This is a genomic window from Muribaculum sp. NM65_B17, assembly GCF_004793735.1.
GTDB classification, from domain to species: Bacteria; Bacteroidota; Bacteroidia; order Bacteroidales; family Muribaculaceae; genus Muribaculum; species Muribaculum gordoncarteri.
Genome location: NZ_SRYY01000006.1, coordinates 35893 through 58270, shown reverse-complemented (window position 1 = coordinate 58270; position 22378 = coordinate 35893). Strand labels below are relative to the sequence as shown.

Sequence of the window (22378 nt, the reverse complement as noted above, 5' to 3'; positions counted from 1 at the left end):
AGATAAGCCTTAAAAATTTTCTACACCGCAAAGATACATAAAAGCATTTCAGTTATCCAAATGATTAATTGACAAAAACGCACAATGTTGATAAGTTTTCCAAAACGAAACATGATACAGCTAACAATCAGCATATTAAATAAAATCACAATGTTCAAAAGTTTTCCAAAACAGAAACTGACGGCAGCACAAGAAAACGAACACACTTTATTTCAACGAACGCACTTTATTTCTTGGATATGTTGACAAATAATCGTACATTCGCACACAGTGAAATAACATTTATACATTTTGCACATGAATATCGACAATTATTTCAAGACACGGCGCACAGTGCGCCGCTATAGCTCACGCGAGGTCGAGCCACAGTTGCTGAAAGAGATGCTCGAAGAGGCATCGCACGCTCCCACCACCGGCAACATGCAGCTCTACTCGGTAATCGTAACCCGATCGGAGGAAGGAAAGAGAGCTCTTGCCCCGTTGCACTTCAACCAGCCCTCGGCCACAGGATGCAGCGTGCTGCTCACATTCTGCATCGACTACAACCGATTTGTGAAGTGGTGTGACGCAAGTGACGCCGTTCCCGGCTACGACAACTTCCAGTCGCTCATGACAGGAGCCCTCGACACCTGCATTTTCGCACAGCAGTTCAACACCATAGCCGAGATGCACGGACTTGGATGCTGCTACCTCGGCACAACCACCTATACCGCACCCGAAATAGCCAAAGTGCTCAACCTGCCCAAACGGGTGATTCCACTCGTAACGCTCACCGTGGGCTATCCCGAGGGCGATGCCCCGGTGTCGGACCGCATTCCCGTAGAGGGAATAATCCACGAGGAGGCATATCACGACTACACCGTGGAGGATATACGTGACATCTATGCCGAAAAGGAGGCTCGCGAGGACAGCCGCAAATTCATCGAGGAGAACGGCAAGACCACCCTCGCCCAGGTGTTTACCGATGTGCGTTACCCTCGCGAGAACAACGAGCGCTTCTCGAAGATATACTACGACTTCATCCGCGAGAACTTCCTGATGGAGTAAGAGCCGGTTCGACAATAAATATTAACGGCTCCAAATCAACTGACAACGGATACAAAACCAAAGGAGCCATGCCCGATGTGAGGCATGGCTCCTTCTTTATATTATGCAATTACAGAATCTCGATTACTCGGCAGGGTCGAGAATGTAGACACGATAGTTGTTCTGCTTCATAAGCTGGCTCATGAATGCCTCAACATCATCCTCGGTAATTGAGTTTATGACATCGACAGCATCAGTGAGTGTGTCAACAGGCAATCGGTTGTAACCTACCATGGCCGACAGCCATGAGGCATTACGCTCAAGCCCCTCGGTGGCACTCTTGACCATGAACTCCTTCACCTTGGCAAGCTCCTCGGGGGTGATATTGCGTGACATGTCATCAAACTGTTCGGCGATTATGCCGAGCACCTTGTCCTTCATTTCAGGCTTCATGGGGAATGCCGACTGCATCACCACAGGATTGTCGGAAACGCGCTGCATAGCACCCTGTGCGCTGATTGAATATACGGCACCCTCATCCTCGCGAACAAGCTTCACAAGACGTCCGGTCAATATCTGTCCGGCAATCGAAGCAAGCTTCTGGTTCTTGGATGTGTAAGGCATATCACCTGTCACGGTAATGCCGACATAGGTCTGCGGAATATCCATCTTGAATGTTTCACGGTCGGTCGAGGCACCCTTCTTAAATCCGAGTCCGGCAAGCTTAACCTCCTTAGGAGCCGCGCCCTTGGGCAGTGTGGCTATGTACTGCTCCACGAGCGGCTTGAGGGTTTCGGCATTGACATTACCCACGAAATAGAACGTGAACTGACCCGCATCGGCAAGCTGCTGATGAATTATATCAAGAATGCGCTCACGGTTGGCATTCTGAATTGTAGCTACATCCACGGCATAATTACGCGGAGATACGTAAGTGTCCATCTGGAATCCCTTGCCAAACTGGTATTCGGGATTTGCCTCCTGATTCTGCAATGCACCGGTATAGACATTCTGGGTCGAAGCAAATTCGTCGGGAGTTATGTTGTAGGCGGTGAAGGTCATGTATATCAACTCCATCAGCGAAGGAAGATCCTTGACCACACATGAGCCGCTCACACTGCGGGCATAGTCGTCGAGCGTAACGCTCACCGAAGCCTGCTTACCGGCAAGATATTTCGACAGGTCGGAGTTGGTGTAGCTGCCGAGGCCCGACTGCAGCATGGCGATTGGCAGGAATCGCAGGTTCAGGTCGTCATCGGCTCCATAGACCGATGTTCCGCCGTTGGCAGTGGCCATAAAGAGGATTTCGTCATCCTTGAAGTCGGTGTGCTTAAACACAACCTTTATGCCGTTGGAAAGAGTCCACACGGTTGCACCGTAGAGCTTGTCCTCGCCCACCGACACTACAGTGCCGGGCTTGGGAAGCTGAGCGATAAGCGGCTCGCTCTTCACCTCATCGACATGGGCCGATATGTCTTCAGCAGCCACCTTTGTCAGCACATCGGAAAGTTCGGCTTCGGTGGGGATTATGAATTGTCCGTTGTCGGGCAACATGGCAAGAACCACGAGGTTTTTGTCGGGAATCAACGACAACATGGCCATATTAATCACCTCTACCGGAATCTGCTTGGCGAGAAGATTCATTATATTATACTCATTCTCGATACCGGGAATGGGCTCGTTGTCGATAAAGTTTCGCACATACTCCTCGACGAGTACCGATGACGACTGTGTGTTGCGGTTCTTATAAGCAGCCTCAAGTGCCGAAAGGAACTCATTGCGGGCACGGTCATATTCGGTGGCAGTGAATCCGCCACGCTTTGCACGCAATGCTTCGCGATAGATCGATTCAATTACCGGCTTTATGTCATTGCCCTTTGCAAGTCCGGCAAGAGTGAGCGCCTTCTTGGTCTTGGCGGCAAGGAATCGTCCATCCATGGCCTGAGCCACGGCAAAGGGAGCGTCGGGAGTCGACATGATGTCGGAAAGACGCGAATTGAGCATATTGGTTATCATGTTGACAACATAAAGCTCGACGAGGTAGTCGAGATTGCCCTTCATCGAGTCGGGCGTTGCTTCACGCTTGAACATAAGCTGCACGAGAGCCCTTGACTGCTCCTTGTCTTTCCCAATGGCTATGATGGGCTTGTCATTGTCGGCGACAGGATAGTAGACGCGAGGTGCGGGGTTTTCGGGCATCTTTATGTCGGCAAACATCTCCTTGATTTTTCCCTCTATGCGGTCGACATCGACATCACCCACAACGGCTATACACTGTTGGTCGGGACGATACCACTTCTCGTAGTAGTCACGCAGAGCCTGATAAGGGAAATTGTCGACCACCTCCATTGTTCCGATAGGCATTCGGTAAGCGTAACGGTCACCCGGATATATAAGCGGAAGAAGGTTCTCGAGAATGCGATTGGAACCAACGTTGGTGCTGCGCCACTCCTCGTGTATCACACCGCGCTCCTTATCAATTTCGCCATCTTCGAGCAACAGCCCGTCGGCCCAGTCATGAAGTATGAGCAGGCAGGAATCCTGTACGCTTTCACGTGCGGTGGGCACCTTCGATATATTGTAGATGGTTTCATCCACATCGGTGCGCGCATTAAGGTTCTGGCCAAACTTTACACCCACGCTTTCGAGCCACGAAACGATTTCGTTTCCGGGGAAATTCTTGGTGCCGTTAAAACACATGTGCTCAAGGAAGTGAGCAAGACCACGCTGATTATCCTCTTCAAGAATCGAGCCCACCTTCTGTGCGATATAGAAATCGGCTTGTCCCTTGGGATATTCATTGTGACGAATATAGTAAGTAAGACCATTGTCAAGCTTACCTATCCTTACTTGATTGTCCACCGGTATAGGCGGCATCTGCTGCTGTGCCGAAACAAAAACCGGCATAGCCACGGCCATGCATGCAATACACACGAGCCGTTGGATAAACTTTCTCATTGTAATTTATTGTGAAATATGATGTATAAGTTGCATTGCTTTGCACAAATTTATATATAATAATCGTACAAATAAGAATAATTTGCCAAAAACATCACATTTTCACTCCTCTGCCACAAATAACGCCCAATCAGAAAAGCGACAGCTGCACCGGAGCCACCTCGCATCCACGCATCATTATGGGGCGATTGCCGCTCCAGCCCTGGGTGCAATTGCGGAGATGAAGAGTGACAAGCCCGATGCATCCGGCCGATGCGCGGCGCACTTGCCTGATTATGTCACTGAACGATGAAAGCCCGCTTAGACGGAGTGTGACTACCTGACGGCCATGCTGAAAAAGCGTGGCGAAAATAATGTCGGATGTGTTGATTGTTCCCATATCGATTGCCTAAAGATTACATGGCAAAGGTAGCCCTCCGCCTGTGCGGCAATCAGGCACACACCCGTTAATAGATATTAAAAGGCGACTGATTTCACAGCCGCCTTACCACAGGCCCCGTGCCTCAATATTTTTTAACGCTGGGGAACCGGATATTAAAAGGCGGCTGTTAGATCAGCCGCCTTACCTTAATCTACATTTTAAATAAAAAACTGCACAATCAACATGTAAGCGAAGCCTCAATCTTCGACACGTCATCGCGTAACGCAACTTCAAGCAAAAGTCGCTCCTCTATGTTACGGCAAGCGTGAAGCACCGTGGCATGAGTGCGTGAAAGTCTTGCGCCTATTGCCGTGACAGGCATCTTGGCGTGACGTTTCGACAAGTACATAACCATCTGTCGGGCATCGGAAATTTCGCGCTTACGGCTCTTGGTGAAGAGCTGGTCGGGCTCTATATTGTAGTAGTCGCTCACACACTGAGCAATCATTTCAAAGTTTACAGTCTTGCGCTGTATCTTCACGGCATTGGCCAGCACCGACTGGGCGAGGTCGAGCGTCACCTCCTTGCCAAGCACTGTAGCATGGGCCATCAGCGACACCACGATGCCCTCAAGCTCGCGGATGCTGTCGGTGACATTGGCGGCTATGTATTCGATTACCTCACACGGAAGATCGAGTCCGTCTTGTGAAGCTTTCTGAGTCAGCACCTCACGACGCAGGTCGAGGTCGGGACGCTCAAGTTCGGCGGTCATTCCCCACTTGAAGCGTGACAACAGTCGGTCGTGCATATCCATCATCTCGGAGGGCGCACAGTCGCTCGACAGGATTATCTGTCGCTGATTCTGATGCAGATGATTGAAGATGTGGAAAAACGCATTCTGTGTAGCCGTCTTGCGCATGAGGTCCTGAATGTCGTCGATTATCAACACATCGATCGACTGATAGAAGTTAATGAAGTCATTGATGCGGCTCGGCTTGGCTGTTGCGGCGGTAGTGTACTGGCTCTCGAAGAGGCGCGCCGACACATAGAGCACACGACTTTGCGGATTGCGCTCCTTGATGCGTATGCCTATAGCCTGAATGAGATGAGTCTTGCCTACACCGGTAGGCCCAAAGATAAACAGAGGGTTGAAAGTCTTACATTTGGGATTGGATGCGATAGCCTCACCGATGGAACGTGCAATCTTGTTGCTGATGCTGCCGCAATAGTTCTCAAATGTGTAACGCGGATTAAGCTGCGAGTCAAAGTCGGCAACGACATCGGTCTTGAAAGGATTGGCCGAATGGGGCTGCACGGCGGGACTCGGACGCGAGCTTTCGATAGTGACCGACGAGGTGGGATCCTTTGCCACTGTGTCATACTGATAGAAAAGCTGCACCTTGGGCCCGTAAACCTTACGAAGAGTCGGCGCAAGGAGCTTCATATATTTCTCCTCAAGCTGCTCAACGAAAAAGGATGTCGGAACCATCAATTTAAGCGTACGGCCATCAAAGCTTATTGATGTTATAGGCTTGAACCAGGCGTCAAATTGTTCCGTAGGAAGATTGTCCTTAAATATTTCAAGGCAGTCCTCCCACAAATTAATGTGAGTCTTTTCCATCTGTAGTTATTCTTTAGGGCTTATCTTTGTATTGCAAATTTCTTCGTTTTTTTTTACAAAAACAATGAAGAAAAAATTTGGATTTTATAATGGTTTTGCAACACATCTGTCAGTCAGCGCATTATCAAACCTTTAACATTTTAATCACATCCACGATAGCTATAAAATATCATTCAGCTAATAGCCAGCATTTTAGCACAATCACAAATGTTAAATAAAATGTTCAGGGAGTTCCGTGAAACTCCCTGAACATTGCTTTACCACTAAGGAGTGGATTGTGGAACATTTTCCGCCGACAGTTATCAGCTATTTAGAATAATTCCAAATAAGCAGCAACTACCGTCAAAATACCTTAATCGGCGGAATATATCGTTTGGGATTCTTCTTCACATCAAACAAGAGCGAATCCAATCCGCCTGCGGCCCCGTTAAGGTGGTCATAGAGGCCACGGTCGTTAAGCAGCAGTCCGAGTGAATTGTCGGTCGAGTTCAGCTTTCCGGCAAGAACCTTCATGTCGGCAGTTATGTCATGGACATTCTGCAATGTCGACTCGATGGGCATCTCCTTAAGCTCCTGCGACACGAGGGCGAGATTGGCCGTTATGGTGTCGAGGTTCAACGCCACGCCGTCGACCGTAGTCATCACCTTGGGCATCGTTGCAAGAGTGCGGTTGAGATTTACGGTTGTAGCCTCCAGGTTGGCGGTAATCTTGTCAAGACGCTTCACCGACGAAAGCAAAGCCGAATCCGACACCAGTCGGTTGACCGATGTAAGCAGCGAATCGACCTTCGGGAATATGGAGCTCACCGTAGGCATCAGCTCGCTCGCAACATTGTCGAGCATCGAAGGCATGGCCTCGCCTATCAGCTTGTCGCCAACATCGTGGCTGTCGGCCGAGGTGGAAAACTGCAGCTCTACCGAAGCCGTACCGAGCAGATCGCTCTTTATGATAGCCTTGCTGCCCGAGGGCACCTTAAGTTTCTTGTCGAGCGACAGCTCCACAAGCACATGACCGGGATTGTCATATTCATAGTTTATGTCACGCACCTGACCCACCTTGAATCCATTGATGGTAACAGGCGACGACACTGTAAGTCCGTTTACATTGGTATAGGACACATAATAATAGTTGGCGGCCTTGAACACGTTGATGCCTTTAAGGTAATCGATGCCGAAGAAAAGCACCAGCAGCGCAATAAGCACCGACACTCCTATTATCAACTCTCTTGAATAGCGTTTCATCTTTTTTTGTATGTTTACGATTTAAACAATCTAATCATTTTATACGTTTACCGTCGCGCATGGTAATGACAAAAGCCTCGGGGAATTTGGCTCTGACCTTACGCAGCTCCTTCACGGCATCATCCATCGACTTGTAGTTGCCTACGGTGTATTTGTGAAGACCTCCGTCACGGTAGGAGTCGATATTCTTCAGCCCCTTGAACTCTTTCGATTTCTTGGAAAGAGGCTTTCCGCTTGTAAGGAACTGAATCTTGTAACGCAATCCCTCATCAGTGCTTTCGGAAGCGACATCTCCATCATCAACGACGGCCTCCTTGGCCGACGATTTATTTCCCTCGATCGACTCGGGACGGTTGAGGACACGCTTCTTGCGCTCGCTCATCTCCTTGCGCTTTTTCTTATCGGAGTCATCATCGACCGACTGCTGCTCATCGTCGACATCGACATCGGGCTCAGGCTCAACGCCCTGGCGGTGGTCGTAGGCGGTCTTATAGCTCTTGAAGGCGTTGTGAATCGCCTCGGCAAACTTTTTCTGTCCGCTCTCCGAAGCGAGGTAACGCTCGACAGTGGGATTGCATATAAAATCAAGCTCAATCAGCACCGCGGGCATGCTCGTCTTTGCGAGGACCCAGAATCCGGCCTGCCTCACTCCCCTGTCGACCCTTCCGGCTGTCGACTTCATCTCCGACTGAAGTTTGCCGGCAAAGTCGATACTCTGGTCGAGGTGGTTGTTCTGGCTAAGCTCAAATATGATGTAGGACTCGGTTGAGTTAGGATCAAATCCGCAATAAGTTGTCGAGAAGTCATCCTCAAGCATCATCACGGCATTCTCACGCTTAGCCACCGCAAGGTTCTCGGCACTCTTGTGAAGACCGAGAGTGTAGGTCGACGCACCGCTTATCGTCTTGCGGTTACGTGCTTTCTTGTCGAGTGAATTGGTGTGAATCGAGATGAAGAGGTCGCCATGAGCCTTGTTGGCAATGTCGGCACGCTGCTGCAGCGTCTTGAAATAGTCGCCGTCGCGTGTGTAGACGACCTTGACACCCTTCTCTTTTTTCAATAAGGCACCCAGCTTGAGCGCCACGCCGAGGTTTATGTCCTTCTCCCTTGCCTTTGCACCGATAGCTCCGTAGTCATGACCTCCATGACCGGGGTCGAGGACTACTACGAAGTCACCGGCCATAATCGACAGCGAAGTCAACGACACGACGAAGAGGCACAATATTAGTCTTATCAATCGGAGCATAGTTTGGTTGAAATTCACTACAAAATTAAGAAATAGCCTCGTATTTTCGTCAACATACGGCACATTTTTGTCCGTGAAGCATAGAAATGAAGCATTTTTGAACAACAATCTGCTCCATAAATACAAAAATAGGCTAAATTTGCGACAATCAGAACCCAATCAACAAAATGAACCACAAGCTTAAGGCAATCCTAACCGTGCTGTCGACGGCAATGCTCATCGGCTGCAGCAAGCCGCCGACCGACGACTGCGCACCTGTTGAAATACATCGATTTGACAGAGCGGCCTACCGCTATGACACGGCCGACAGTGCCGACCGGCAGGCCATACGCGACACATTTGCCGTTGCGCTGCGCATCATGCTCGGTAACGACATCAGCGACTCGTCGCTGACCGCCTACTCCCAAAGCCGAGGGGTGAGAGTTTTCACTCCCGATATAGAATCACGCTTCTTGTCGCTCGACTCAATCGAGGCCGTCACGGGATGCATATACAGCCGCATGGGTGATGAATTTCCCGACATAACGCCGCCTGAAATCTATAGTGCGGCAATCACCTACAACCAGTCGATAATTCTCGCCGACACGGTGATGTTGTTAGGCCTGAACCACTATTTGGGATGTGACTACGAGGGCTACAACTACCTTGACAGCTACCGCCGGGCCACCAAAACCGCCACACGGCTGCCCTACGACATAGCCGAATCGATCATCGCCACGGCCTATCCCTTCCGACCGTCAAACGATGCCACCGTGCTGAGCCGATTACTTTATGAGGGAGCCCTTGTTAAAGCCGTCATGCTACTTGTCCCCGACAGTGACACTGCCACAGCATTAGGCTACGACAAGTCGCAGCTGACATGGCTCGCGGAGAACGAGGCTCCGGCGTGGAGCGCCTTGATCGAAAGGAAGATGCTCTACTCCACCGACATGGATGTAGCGTCACGACTCACTGCGGCGGCACCTCACACGACACTGCTCCACCCGCAGTCACCCGGACGCGCCGGACGCTACATAGGATTACGCATCATAGAATCTTACATGAAAAGACATCCCGAGGCCACGCTCAGGCAAATGCTCGACTCGACATTCTACAACTCGGCATCGCCACTCATCAGGTCGGGCTACAATCCGTCACGCCGATAGCGTCACATCAGTTAAGCACCATATCCTGCAACCCTCGTGCAAGGGCCGGCTCGCAATGGTAACTTCGAGCAAACATCCTTATAAACTCGATGGTGCGTTTGTCGGGGAGAGCCTCGACATCCTTACGGCACTTTGAGGCTTTTATCGGGCAGTTGTGTTGAGTAGACTTTCTATCCATAGGCAATTTTTAATGACGACACATATTTACAACGCCATTACAACCCCGTTTATTATCAACGTAACGCAAATTGATGCGACAACTTAAAAATCACAATTTTATTATATCAGTATTGCGAAAAATCCTTAAACCATTGAATATTTCAATGCTTTTGACTACATTTGTAAAAACATCCATTATTAACCATTTTAACCTTACCGCCTATAAGTACACCTTTACTCCAATCAACAATTTTCTGACAATAATGCAAAATTTGACCAATCTTACCGACCAGCAGTTGGTAGAACTCTATCTCGAAGGAAACAACGAGGCTTTTGACACGCTTTTAACCCGTCATCAATCCAAAGTATTTTCCTACATAATGCACATTGTAAAGAACAAGGATGTCGCCGATGACATCTTTCAAGACACCTTTATAAAAATCATAATGACTTTGAAGCAGGGACGATACACCGAAACGGGAAAATTCGGCTCCTGGCTTACACGCATAGCCCACAACCTCATAATCGACTACTACCGGCAGTCAAAGTCGGAGAACAACGTGTCGACCGATGAATACACCGCCGACCTGCTGAACCGTCGTGACCTGTGTGACGACAACATCGAGGATCACCTTGTAATCGACCAGATACACGCCGATGTGCGCAACCTCATCGAAGCACTCCCCGACTCTCAACGCGAAGTACTGAAGATGCGTTACTACAACGACATGAGCTTCAAGGAAATCGCCGACGCTACCGGAGTGAGCATAAACACCGCACTCGGACGCATGCGTTACGCCATACTCAACATGAGGCGAATTGCCGAGGAGAAGTCGATTGAGCTTACAGCCTAACGCGACTTTGAGGGCATTCCCAGCAGATACTCATCCACCACATCGACATAGGCGTCGGTGGGATATACTCCCATCATGCCCTGCACATCGTTACCGTCGACCGGGACAAAGAGCACAAGGGGTATCGAGCTTACACCCAATTGCCGGGCTATAGCTTCGTTATTGTCAATGTTTATTTTGTAGAAATCCACCTTGCCCTTATAGCGCACGGCAAGTGAATCCATCACCGGAGCGAGTCGCCGGCATGGACCGCACCACGGTGCCCAGAAATCGATGACAGCCGGACGCTCCGACTTTATCACCGGCTTCTCGCGGGTCGAGTAATCAAATATCTTTTCCGAAAATTCGGCCTGGTTGATGCTCTCAACCTTGCCGTCGTCGTCGGCCGAAACTGTAAAGACCGACAATGCGAGCATTGTCGCGGATATAAGTTTACGTATCATAACAATCTGTTTTTAATCAAGCATAAGGCTTATGAATGGGCGCGTCGCCGGGAAATCGAGCAACCGGCGCGTGACATCGTTACCGAATATTATCGAGGTCAGAACCTCTATGTCAATATCGAAGTCACACTGCCCCTCGTAGTCGTCATCTATCTCACACAATCCATCGTGAATCCTGTAGACATGGCTGTTTTCAGGCACGATTGAGTCACACAGCCTCATCACAAGCTTCAGCCGAGGATAGACCGATGCTATTATCTCAAGGCAGCGGAAGGCATTGACAATCCTCGCCATGCCGCGCGCCACAAGCTCCTCGCGTCCCGGAGTGTAGTATCCGAGCACCGTTACAGGCATGTCGGCGTAAAGATTGTGTATCTCCTCCAGGATGGCGTCACGTGCATCATTGTCCACGGCAAGCACATCCTTGACCAGCGCGATGCCGTCGTGTGACACTACAAATGCGAGAGCGGCGATGTTGTCCATTCCGTCGACAATGCCGAGCACCGTGCCCGAGTCGATCGAATTGTCCATCAATATCCAGTCATACTGCTCACGCGAATGTTGAACACAGCACGGGCGCTGCCTCATCATGGTGTTGAAGAAATCGTAGGCATCGTCCGAGTCGACATCTTCAAACCGGAAATACTTACCCGAGTGACGGAACGTGTGCATCGATGTGTAACGCTCGACATCGACATAGAACACCGGCGAGAATCCCTGATGGCCGTAGTAGTGGAACAGCCATTCATTGGCGGGAATGAGCGAGCACAGCACATCGCCACGGCGATAGGACTCCCGCAGCGCATCGCTCATGAGCCGGTGCATCAGTCCGTGACAACGGGCATCCTTGATAGTGGCCGCCCCGCACACGTAACCTATAGAAACAGTTACGCCATGAAAGTTCATGGCGTAACGTTGTAACAGCAATGAGCTCGACGGGATTCCGTTATCGACGAGCAACATAGCGTCGTCGTCGCGGTAAATCCGGGAGAAAAACATGTCGACATACTGCTCTGAATCATCAAAGCTTTCACGCCAAATCTTTTTTACAGCATCCTTCTTATTCATGACACTGTTATAACGCCTGACGCGAACTTAATGTTTGTGCCTCGACGGCATTAACCTTGATGAGCGGGACGGAGCAGGTCGTTGACGGTCTTGACAGGGTTGAACGTACCGATGGGCACCTCGATGAACACCGTGTTCCAGTCGCTCATGGCACCGTTCCACAATCCGGGAAGTTCAAGTGCGCGAAGCTCCTTTCCGTTGCGTGACTTCGACGAGATGAAGCCGGTGTCGGGGTCGACATAACGGGGAAGGTCAAACTTGTTACCGTCGACATCCTTCAGGAAGCACACGAGGTCAACCGGATTGAAGTGAGTGGCGCGGGCCACCATCTCCTTGTACTGGCTGTTGGCAGGATCAATCTGAGTGCTTTCGAGAATCTGAGGCGAGGTAGAGCCGTCGGGATTGTAAGCGATATACGGGCCACCGCCGGGTTCGCCTTCGTTACGCACCATTCCGCACACTCTTATGGGGCGATTGAGCTTATTCTTGATGTAGAGCACAAGGTCGACATCCTCAAGGTTCTTCATCGCATCGTCACGCAGATTGAGAGTGTCGTGCATGAACGATATCATTTCGCGCACATCGTCCATTGTGTAGTCGCCTGCATTGATTTTGCGCATATACTCTTCAATCTTGTCGTGTACCTCAATCAGGTATCCTGCAATCACTTTCTTATACTCCAAGGTTACGCCACGCTGCGAGTCGGGAACCACGTTGTCGATATTCTTGATAAACACGACAGCCGAGTCGATGTCGTTGAGATTCTCGATCAAGGCACCGTGACCTCCGGGACGGAACAACAGCTTGCCGTCCTCGCGGAAGGGAGTGTTGTCGGGATTCACGGCAACCGTGTCGGTCGACTTCTTCTGCTCCGAAAGGCTTATGTTGTACTTCACGCCAAGCTTCTTCTCCAGTGCGGGAACCGCTTCGGCAATCTTTGCCTCAAACAACGTGCGGTGCTCGGGCGAAACAGTGAAGTGAAGGTTAACCACACCTTGGCTGTCGGTAGCGGTCTGTGCGCCCTCAACAAGATGCTCTTCAAGAGGAGTGCGCGCACCATCGGCATAGAGATGGAATTTAAGCAGTCCCTTGGGCAGGCTTCCATAATTCATTCCCTCCTTGCCAAGCAGAGCGGCTACAATCTTCTTGTATTCGCCTCCGTCGAGCAATGCGGGTATATCCTTTCCGTAAAGGGTCTGGCACACTGCGTCAAGCTCGGCATAGAAAGCGAAGTCAGGCAGGCGCTTGAAGAAGTCGGCCATAGCACTTCCCTCGGCCGGCTCGTTGGCCTCGGCATCAAGGAATTCAAAAAGCGCTTTAAACATACGTGATGCGGCACCCGATGCAGGAACGAACTTGAAAACCTGTCCGCCATGTGACAAATATTCATCCCAACGTGCAACAGCCTTTTCACGGCCGGCATCGTCAAGACTGATTATTCCACAACCCACGCGTGCCGAATCAAGGATGCGCAGGTAAGGAAATCCGGTTTCAAATCTCTTAATCTGGGCATTGAAAGCTTCAGGGCTGATGCCCTTCTGCTCAAGTGTCTTTAGATCTTCAGGTAACATAAGAAAAATAGGTATTTTATGATAGTATAAAGTATAATGTCAAAAATAGTCAAAATTCCGCAATCACGCCACAGAATCATCCACAAAATTTCCGCATCAGCGAGTCATTCGCTTCAACAGGTTGTAACTGGGAACGATTCCAAGCTCACCGGCCTTGCTAAGATCGGCTATGCCGGCATCCTTATTGCCGAGCATCAGGTAGAGATAGCCGCGGTTGTAATAGGCCTCCCCAAGGTCGGCCTTAAGCTCGATAGCCTTGGTGTAGGCGCTTATGGCCGAAGTATAATCGCCGAGCGACACAAGCACGTTGCCCTTGTTGTAGTGGGCGAAGGCCATGCGCGGCGACAGCTCTATCACCTTGTCAATGTCGGCCATAACGGTCGAGGCCAGCATCTTGGCACCTTGCGCACCAAAGTCACGCAATCCGGGCTCGGTCTTCGACTCTCCCGACAATCGCTCGGTTTCGGCATTTCTCAGCTTGACAACAGCACGCAGCATATAGGCAAGCGTGAAGTCGGGTGTAAGCTCTATGGCACGGTCAAGGTCGGTCAACGCAGCCTGATAGTTGCGCAACGTGAAGAAATCCATAGCCCGTCCGAAGTAGTCGATGGCTCGGGGCTGGTGAGTCGCTATGTAGGAGTTATAATATTCAATCGACGCAAAGTGCCTTGCTATGGCCTCTTCATCGGAAAGCTGGGGCTCATGATTGGTCACCATGACTATGAAACGCAGCATTCGGGTTGAGTTAAGGTCGTCGATCTCCTTGATGTAGTAAGGCATCTCCTTTATCTCGTTGGTGGTGACATAGTAGCTGAGTGTGAACATAGGCTCAACCTCTATCGCCACGTTACGATCCTGGACACGACCCTTTATTCCGGCGGTGTTATACTCCTCGCGTGCGCCGACATTATTGTCGATTGTCAACAACGAAGTGAAGCGCTTAGCCACGGCCTCCTGCGACTCATTCACAACATCGGCACTGCTGCTGTTCTCATCCCTATTGCCGTCATCGCTCACAGGCTGCTTGGCAAGAGCCATCGAACGCTTGTAGTCACGCTCGGCCGAAGCCATGTCACCCATCATGCGCAGATTTTCGGAACGTGCGAAATAGGCACCCGAAAACGAGGGAAACGCTTCGATTACGCGATTGAGGTCGGCGACCGAGTTCTTGTAGTCGGCAATCTCCTTGTAGAGTATGGCTCGGTTATAGAGAGCCTTATAGTTGTCGCTTTCAAGGTCGAGCACTTTGCTGAAGTCGTCGATTGCCTTGTTGTTGTCGTGCACCTCGGCGCGAAGCAGTCCTCGGTTGAAGAGCGCGGCTGTATTCAGCGGGTCAAGCTGGATGGCGTAGTCATAGTCGGCCATCGCCCCGAAATAGTCATCGAGGTTGTAACGCAGGAAAGCTCGGTTGATGTAGAAGCCCGCATACTGTGGCTGAAGCTTTATGGCCTCGTTCATGTCGTCAAGAGCCGTTTTGAAGTCACGCGACGACTGGATTGCTATATCAGCGCGCAACACGTAGGCGTTGGTTGAGTTTTTGTTCAATTCCAGAGCCTTGTCAAGGTCGGCCACGGCGCTGATTGTGTCACCCTTGGCAAGACGCAGCTTGGCACGTCCCACATAACCGTTGTCGTAGTTGGGATAAGCACCGAGCAAAGTCGCATAAGTGGCCTCGGCGGCATCATAATCCTTAAGCTCCTCCTCGGCCATAGCCTTGTTAAACAGGATTCCCTTGTTTTCGGGCAACTGTTCGAGAGCCGTAGTGTAATCCTCAATTGCCTCCTTCAACTTGCCAAGATTTTGGCGGGCCACACCTCGCACTTCGTAAGCGTTGGTTATGAAAGGATTGTATTTTATTGCAGTGGAAGCGTCCTTCTCGGCACCCCGATAATCATCAAGGCTTATCTTGGCTATGGCACGGTAGAAATAGGGCTGCGCAAGAGTGGGCTTTGCGGCTATCACCTGATTGAAATATTGAATCGACAGCACATAGTCCTCGAGATACAATGTGTTGCGTCCCACCCTCAGCACTTGCTCGGCATTAATCTGCGCAAAAATAGATGATGTCCACGATGAACATAATATGACAAAAACGAGTATATATCTTAGGTATATCATTGAATATCGATTTATAGCATCCATTGCAAAATATCGTGTAAAGATACGCCATTAATATTGATTATTTTACGAATTTTGAAAAAATAACATATCTACATGGATTCCAAAGAAAAAATAGTAGTGGTGGGCGGAGGATTTGCCGGAATAAATTTCATAAAGCGCATTGACCGAAACAAGTATGATGTTCTGCTCATCGACCGCAACAACTATCACAGCTTTCCGCCGTTATTTTATCAAATCGCATCATCGGGCCTCGACCCCGCCAGCATCTCATTTCCGTTCAGGCGCGAAATGCGCAAAATGAAGCCGCGCCCCATCTACAACATGGGCGAGGTGAAGACAATCGATGTCGTCGAGAAGAAACTGACTACACAATTTGAAACTATACACTACGACAAACTCGTCATTGCGGCCGGCACAATCAACAACTACTTCAACATGACCGACCTATATAAATATGTGTACACGCTGAAGAGTACGAGCGAGGCGTTGCGATGCCGCAACGAGATTCTCGACCGCCTCGAACGCGCAAGCATCACCACCGACCTTGAAGAGCGTCGCAAGCTGCTAAGCTTCGTTGTCATCGGAGGCGGCCCTACCGGAGTTGAGGTGGCCGGAGCCATAGGCGAGATGAAGCGTTACATAATCCATCGCGAATATCCGCGAATCAATCCCGATGAGGTGCAGATAATCCTTGTCGAAGGTTCCGACAGGCTGCTTCAGGTCATGAGTCCCTCGGCTTCGCGTCACGCGCTTGAATATCTAAAAAGCCTCATGGTGGATGTGCACCTGCAACGGCGCATGCAGTCCTATGAAGACAATGTATTGACCTTCTCCGACGGCACGAAAATCTACTCCGAAATGGTGATATGGACGGCGGGAGTCACGGGCGTGACATTCGAGTTCAAGGGAGCGTCACCTGAAATGGGTCCGGGGCATCGGTTTGTGGTCGATGAGTTCAATCGCGCACAGGGAATCGACGATCTATTCATTATAGGCGACATATCGTATCACGCCGACGACGCATATCCTCACGGATGCCCGCAACTGGCACAAGTGGCAATACAGCAGGCGCGCACACTTGCAAAAAATCTCAATGACGGGGAATTCAAGACTCCGTTCCGATACAAGGACAAAGGGTCGATGGCCACCGTGGGACGCAATCGCGCCGTAGCCGACCTGAATCACGTGCAACTTTCGGGCTTCCCGGCATGGTTCTGCTGGATGTTTGTGCATCTGATTTCAATACTCGGTATGCGCAACAAGTTCACCGTGCTCATCAACTGGATATGGGCCTACTTCTCCTACCCCACTTCGCTAAGACTGTTGCTGCACCCGAGCCGCTATCCGTTACGTTCGCGCTGGGGCGAGAGATAGCGTCAGGAGAATGTGAGGACAAATGTCGTGTTGCTGCATGACGAATAGGGCCTCAGCGTGAGCGTGCCGCCGTTGAGGTGCATTATCTGCTTGCTCAGACTCAGGCCTATGCCCGACCCGCTTGGCTTGGTGGTGAAGAAAGGCACGAATATCTGCTGTGCCACTTCATCGTCGATGCGCGGCCCGTCGTTGGCTATCTCGATGTTGACGCTCTCGTTACTGTCGCTGTAGGCTTTCATGGTCACTTCACCCTTGTGGTTCATAGCCTCAACGGCATTCTTCAGCAGGTTGGTGACCACCTGGGCTACCAGGTTTTCATCGGCATAGACGATAAGGTCGTCGGCACACTCCGTAACTGTCATCCTCACATTGGACGCCTCCACCTGATACCTGGCAAGTTCAATCATGCGCTCAAGAAACGGCTTCACGTTGAACAATCGCGGACAAGGTGTGGGAATGTGCGTCAGCTTGCGGTAGGAGGCCACAAAACCTATCAGGTCACGGCTTGTGGAATAGATTGTCGACATGCCCTGCCTTATCTCGTCGATATTGTCATCGGGCATCGTCATCAACGTTTCGCTAAGCGATGTTATGGGGGTGAGCGAGTTCATAATTTCATGAGTCATGACGCGCGTAAGCTTCATCCATGTGGTTATTTCACGCTCGTCAAGCGCACGGTTGATGTCGCTCAACGCAACGATACGCATCAGTTCGCCTCTCAGCATCATCCCCGACACCCTCAACGACAGCGTCACCTTGCCGCGCGGCAAGGTCATGTCGACCTGCAGCTTGTCGCCCGACCCGCATTGAGCCAAAGCCTCCATGAGTTCGGGATGCCCCTTAAGCTGCCTAAGGTGGGTGAACACCTCCAGGCCCAGCATCTGCAGCGCCGCCCTGTTTTTCTGATACACGGCACCGGCCGAGTTAAGCACGATTATTCCCGTATCGACAAAATCGAGTATCACCTCGTAGTACTTGTCACGCCGGGCCGCATCGGTGCGCACCTCATTAAGTATCTGCGCTATGCTGTTGAGCATCGTGTTGACCTCGGAATTGACCGAGTGCAGCCTGCGGGTCGAGAAGCGCACACTGCTGTCGCCGTTCTCCAAGGCTGAAAGAAGCAGTTTTATCTTGCGGTCGCTGCGCTTGTAGTAGCTGCACAACTCCACGATGAGGAAAATGAGCCCAATCCCACAAAATGACGCGACAATCCAGTCGCGTGAAAGGCACAGCCCGCCGATTACGGCACACAAAACGACTACAACCGCTATACGCAACAAAAAGCCTTTCATAATCCGAATTTTTTCATCTTGTTGTAGAGTGTCTGGCGCGTTATGCCAAGGCGTGACGCAACCGCGCTCAAGTTCCCGTGACAGTCGTTGACGGCTGCGGTTATCATCTGTCGTTCCATATCTTCAAGAGTGGCTCCGGCCACATCGCCCGGAACGGAAGCCTCAACCTTGGGAAGCTCGAAGTGCGAAGCCCTCAACACAGGGCCGTCGCTTATTATCACGGCTTTCTCGACCGCATGCTCAAGCTCGCGAATGTTGCCGGGCCAATAGTGTGACATGAGTTTGTCACGCGCCGAGCCGTCGAGCTCCGACGCCTCTCGCTTGTACTTCTCGCTGAAACGCTTCATGAACATTTCGGCAAGAGGCACTATGTCATCCTTTCGCTGACGCAACGGAGGTATTTCAAGGTGTATGGTGTTGATGCGATAGAGCAAATCCTGACGGAAGCGTCCGTCGGCAACCATGGCCTGCAGGTCGCAGTTGGTGGCGCATATAAGTCTTATGTCTACATCGACCGGCTTGTTGCTCCCCACCCTCACGATCTTGCGGTTCTGGATGACGGTTAACAGCTTGGACTGCAGGTAGGGAGGCAGATTGCCTATTTCGTCCATGAAGAGAGTGCTGCCGTCGGCAGCTTCAAACTTTCCCGCCCTGTCGGCCGACGCATTGGTAAATGCACCCTTAACGTGGCCAAACAACTCGCTCTCAAACAGGGTTTCGGTCACCGACCCCATGTCGACGCTGAGCATGGGACGCGAGTGACGCGCCGAGCGACGATGCACCGCACGTGCAAGCACCTCCTTGCCGGTACCGTTCTCTCCCGTAATAAGCACATTTGCATCGGTAGGAGCTATTCGCTCAACAAGCGACTTAAGCGCAAGCATGGCCTTGCTCTCGCCCCAATACATGGAGTTATCGTCATCGGCAGCCGCATTTCTCGACTTCCGGCCGCCTGAAGCCTTCAGCAGCGTGTCGACAAGCCTTGCATTGTCCCACGGCTTTATGATGAAATCGACCGCGCCCTCCTTCATTCCTCTCACGGCGAGGTCTATGTCACCGTAAGCAGTAAACAGCACTACAGGCAGGTCGGGATAAAGACGCTTCACACGGTTCAGCCAATATATGCCTTCATTGCCGGTGTTGATTCCCGCACTGAAATTCATGTCAAGCAACAGGCAGTCGGGAACACCGTCACGCAGCACCTCTTCAAGCCTTACAGGCGACTGAAGCGTAATCACCTGATTGAAATAGGGACGCAACAGAAGGCTAACCGCAGCAAGCACACCCCGATTATCGTCGACTACAACTATTTTATTGCGTTTACTCATAATGGACAAATCTACAAAATTATTGTATAACTTTGTAAATAAACAATCATTTTTTAGAGCAGCCCTACTGTCAACAAATCATACGCTTGTGTCTAAAAATTTTACACTCACGAAAATAGCACAGAGAGCAGCCTATTGACAGCCAATCAATTGCGAGTTTGGCACGATATTTACAACTATTTTAAGTAAACCGATCATTTTTATCAAATAATCCAAGATGAAAATAATATATTATTCATTAACCACACTTTGGCACAACAAGGCGACTACAGCCATCAAGGTTGTATCATTTGCCTTAGGGCTGGGTATATGTATTATATTGTTTACACGAATAGCCTATGATTTAAGTTACGACACCTGTCTGAACGGTTACGAGAACCTCTATCAACTGAAAACCGACTATAAAACCGCAGGCAATGAATCGGGACAAATCGCAGAGTGCTATGGCGGACTTTCGGGTGCTTTGCTCGAGGAGTTGCCCGACATCGTAGAGTCGGCCACTACCGTCAGGGATTTAGGCGAAGATTCGTTCTCGACTCTCGACGGGGAACGCATTCACGGTCAAAGCCTCGCCGTCGACTCGATGTTCTTCGCCACGATGGGAATCGAAGTATTGTCGGGCAATCCGTCACTCGACATGCAGCAGCCCGGCGCCATATACGTGAGTTCGCAATTTGTGAATGATTTCATGCACGGAGAAAATCCCGTCGGCCGCAAGCTCTCATTTTTCGACGGAGAGCAGGAAGGCACTATAAAAGGAATATTCAAGTCGCTGCCCTCCAACAATTCACTCAACAGTCCCGACATACTCTTCACTCTGCCGCAGACGCGCCTCGGCATCTGGGGATATGACAGGTGGGACAATCAGAACCGCCGCATGGAGATAACGGGCAACGGCTGGCACAGCTACATCCGCCTGAAGGACAATGACATCGACCCCAAGCATCTCCATCGGCTGATAAACCGGGTATTGGTGAATCACGCACCGCCCACCGACGATAGCAGCGCCGAGATATTTGCCATCCCTATTCGCAAGATAACGCTTGACGACCCCAATGTGCGCCGACTCATCTTCGTCATGGGAGCCATAGCACTGGCTATAATGCTGATAACGGCACTCAACTATGTGCTCATGTCCATATCGTCGCTCAGCAAACGCACCAAAGGCATAGGCGTACACAAATGCTGCGGAGCAGGCGACACGGCCATCGGCTCGATGTTCTTTATTGAAACCTTTGTCACCATCATAATTGCCCTATTGCTGATGTTGGTCATCCTATTCATCGCAAGCGAGCCCCTCGAAAGCAAAATAGGCATCACGCTCAACGACCTGTTCAGCGCAGGCAGGGCATGGATCATAGTTGCAGTGGTTGCAGTGATAACCGCGATAGGCGTCATGATTCCGGTGCCCATATTCACGCGAATCCCCGTAACAAGCATATTCCGACGCTTCTCCCGCAACAACCCGGGATGGAAACGCGCACTGCTCTTTGTCGAAATAGCCGCTGTGGCACTTATTTTCGCATGGTTGTGCGTCACTACGGTGCAATACATCCACATCTGCAACATCGACAAGAGCTACAATCCCGACCGATTGGTGATGATGCAGACCAACCAACCCGAAGGGATGATGAGTCACCTCAACAATCTGCCCTACGTTGAAGGAACCGCTATATCATTCGGCTCACCCATTGCGCAATATCCGTCACGAACGGTTATGGACGACAGCCGCAATCCCATATTTTCAAGCCGCTACGACATGTGCTCTCCCAACATCGTGGAGCTGGCCGAGATGCAGTTGAAATCAGGCTCCCTGCCGCAACGTGACGGCGAAGCCCTCGTCAACGAGGAATTTGTAAGACAATACGGACTCCGCGATGATTCACCCGAAGCCATGTCGGGCCGATTCACCGTCTTCCTCCAGAACTCACCGGTCAACGTGACGGGCATAGTCAAGGACTTCGACATCGGCGGCAACCGCATCCATGGAATCAGCGAGCCCATCATCATGACCTACACCAATGAGTCACCGGCTTGGTTCCTCATAAAACTGAAAGAGCCCTTCCGCAAAAATTTCAACGCATTGAACAAAAATCTCGCTGAATCACTCGGAAATGACGGATGGTTTACCTCCTCGGTCAAAGAGCTGGAGGATGCAAAAAACGCACCTGTCAGAAACATAATAACCATATATTGCATCGCGCTCGCTGTGTGCATCATCATAACCGTCATAGGACTGGTGGGATTCATAGGCGACGACATATACCGCCGAAGCAAGGAGATTGCAGTGCGGAAAATCAACGGAGCGTCGTCACGACAGATTATCGAGCTGTTGTGCCGCGATTTAATGATGACGTCAGTTCCCGCCACACTCATCGGCACAGTCGTGGCATGGTTATCCCTGCGCGAGTGGTTCATGCAATACACCATCGTTGCACCGTACATCGGCGTGTGGTACCCGGTGTCGGCAGTCACGGTGCTGCTGGCCGTAACCGTCACGGCAATACTGCTCACACGCCGTGTCGCGCTCGAAAACCCCGTAGTATCTTTAAAAAGCGAATAAATATCA

At 50.7% G+C, this 22378-nt stretch carries 17 protein-coding genes; 5 read left to right on the top strand and 12 right to left on the bottom strand.

The window, feature by feature from the left end; all coding sequences use genetic code 11:
* Positions 1-297: 297 nt before the first annotated feature.
* A complete protein-coding gene (locus E5354_RS10200) occupies positions 298-1047 on the top strand; it encodes a nitroreductase family protein (protein WP_135947408.1) in 750 nt (249 codons plus the stop codon).
* Positions 1048-1170: 123 nt separating this feature from the next.
* Here E5354_RS10200 and E5354_RS10195 read toward each other — a convergent pair whose 3' ends face one another.
* The 5 genes from E5354_RS10195 to E5354_RS10175 all read right to left on the bottom strand — a co-directional run bounded on the left by E5354_RS10195 (position 1171) and on the right by E5354_RS10175 (position 8445).
* The gene (locus E5354_RS10195; RefSeq protein WP_135947407.1) at positions 1171-3984 is read right to left on the bottom strand and encodes a M16 family metallopeptidase; all 2814 of its coding nucleotides are present in this window, start codon (positions 3982-3984) and stop codon (positions 1171-1173) included.
* A 130-nt stretch (positions 3985-4114) separates the two neighbouring features.
* A complete protein-coding gene (locus E5354_RS10190; RefSeq protein ID WP_135947406.1) occupies positions 4115-4363 on the bottom strand; it encodes a hypothetical protein in 249 nt (82 codons plus the stop codon).
* Between the two features lie 220 nt (positions 4364-4583).
* Positions 4584-5966, bottom strand: a complete 1383-nt coding sequence (gene dnaA, locus E5354_RS10185) for a chromosomal replication initiator protein DnaA (RefSeq protein ID WP_135947405.1) — start codon at positions 5964-5966, stop codon at positions 4584-4586.
* Between the two features lie 342 nt (positions 5967-6308).
* The gene (locus E5354_RS10180; protein WP_123396123.1) at positions 6309-7208 is read right to left on the bottom strand and encodes an MlaD family protein; all 900 of its coding nucleotides are present in this window, start codon (positions 7206-7208) and stop codon (positions 6309-6311) included.
* A gap of 34 nt (positions 7209-7242) precedes the next feature.
* Complete coding sequence (locus E5354_RS10175) at positions 7243-8445, bottom strand: N-acetylmuramoyl-L-alanine amidase family protein (protein ID WP_410504214.1); 1203 nt, start codon at positions 8443-8445, stop codon at positions 7243-7245.
* A 176-nt stretch (positions 8446-8621) separates the two neighbouring features.
* Here E5354_RS10175 and E5354_RS10170 point away from each other — a divergent pair, with 176 nt between their 5' ends.
* Positions 8622-9599, top strand: a complete 978-nt coding sequence (locus tag E5354_RS10170; protein WP_123396125.1) for a hypothetical protein — start codon at positions 8622-8624, stop codon at positions 9597-9599.
* A gap of 7 nt (positions 9600-9606) precedes the next feature.
* Here E5354_RS10170 and E5354_RS14215 read toward each other — a convergent pair whose 3' ends face one another.
* On the bottom strand, positions 9607-9777 hold the full coding sequence (locus tag E5354_RS14215; protein ID WP_168353880.1) for a hypothetical protein: 171 nt from the start codon (positions 9775-9777) through the stop codon (positions 9607-9609).
* Positions 9778-10021: 244 nt separating this feature from the next.
* On the opposite strand from E5354_RS14215, the gene E5354_RS10165 reads away from it, so the two are divergent.
* Entirely contained in the window at positions 10022-10612 is a 591-nt protein-coding gene (locus E5354_RS10165; protein WP_135947403.1) for an RNA polymerase sigma factor, read from the top strand.
* Here the strand turns inward: E5354_RS10165 and E5354_RS10160 are convergent.
* The 4 genes from E5354_RS10160 to E5354_RS10145 all read right to left on the bottom strand — a co-directional run bounded on the left by E5354_RS10160 (position 10609) and on the right by E5354_RS10145 (position 15812).
* Positions 10609-11055, bottom strand: coding sequence for a thioredoxin family protein (locus E5354_RS10160; protein ID WP_135947402.1), 447 nt, complete (start codon positions 11053-11055; stop codon positions 10609-10611). The two genes, E5354_RS10165 and E5354_RS10160, sit on opposite strands and share 4 nt — an antisense overlap.
* A 12-nt stretch (positions 11056-11067) precedes the next feature.
* Positions 11068-12123, bottom strand: a complete 1056-nt coding sequence (locus tag E5354_RS10155) for a GNAT family N-acetyltransferase (protein WP_135947401.1) — start codon at positions 12121-12123, stop codon at positions 11068-11070.
* Between the two features lie 50 nt (positions 12124-12173).
* Entirely contained in the window at positions 12174-13694 is a 1521-nt protein-coding gene (locus E5354_RS10150) for a DUF4301 family protein (RefSeq protein WP_135947400.1), read from the bottom strand.
* A 96-nt stretch (positions 13695-13790) separates the two neighbouring features.
* Positions 13791-15812: a tetratricopeptide repeat protein gene (locus E5354_RS10145; RefSeq protein WP_168353879.1), complete on the bottom strand. Its 2022-nt coding sequence runs from the start codon at positions 15810-15812 to the stop codon at positions 13791-13793.
* A 96-nt stretch (positions 15813-15908) separates the two neighbouring features.
* Between E5354_RS10145 and E5354_RS10140 the strand changes: the two genes are divergently transcribed.
* The gene (locus E5354_RS10140) at positions 15909-17189 is read left to right on the top strand and encodes an NAD(P)/FAD-dependent oxidoreductase (RefSeq protein WP_123396130.1); all 1281 of its coding nucleotides are present in this window, start codon (positions 15909-15911) and stop codon (positions 17187-17189) included.
* A 2-nt stretch (positions 17190-17191) separates the two neighbouring features.
* On the opposite strand, the gene E5354_RS10135 is transcribed toward E5354_RS10140, so the two are convergent.
* Positions 17192-18481 carry a sensor histidine kinase gene (locus E5354_RS10135; protein ID WP_135947398.1) on the bottom strand — a complete coding sequence of 430 codons (1290 nt, stop codon included), beginning with the start codon at positions 18479-18481 and terminating at the stop codon, positions 17192-17194.
* Positions 18478-19809 (bottom strand): sigma-54-dependent transcriptional regulator, encoded by a 1332-nt coding sequence (locus E5354_RS10130; protein WP_135947397.1) that lies wholly within the window; start codon positions 19807-19809, stop codon positions 18478-18480. Before E5354_RS10130 ends, E5354_RS10135 begins: the two co-directional genes overlap by 4 nt.
* 217 nt (positions 19810-20026) lie before the next feature.
* On the opposite strand from E5354_RS10130, the gene E5354_RS10125 reads away from it, so the two are divergent.
* On the top strand, positions 20027-22372 hold the full coding sequence (locus tag E5354_RS10125; protein WP_135947396.1) for an ABC transporter permease: 2346 nt from the start codon (positions 20027-20029) through the stop codon (positions 22370-22372).
* The last annotated feature ends 6 nt before the right edge of the window (positions 22373-22378 follow it).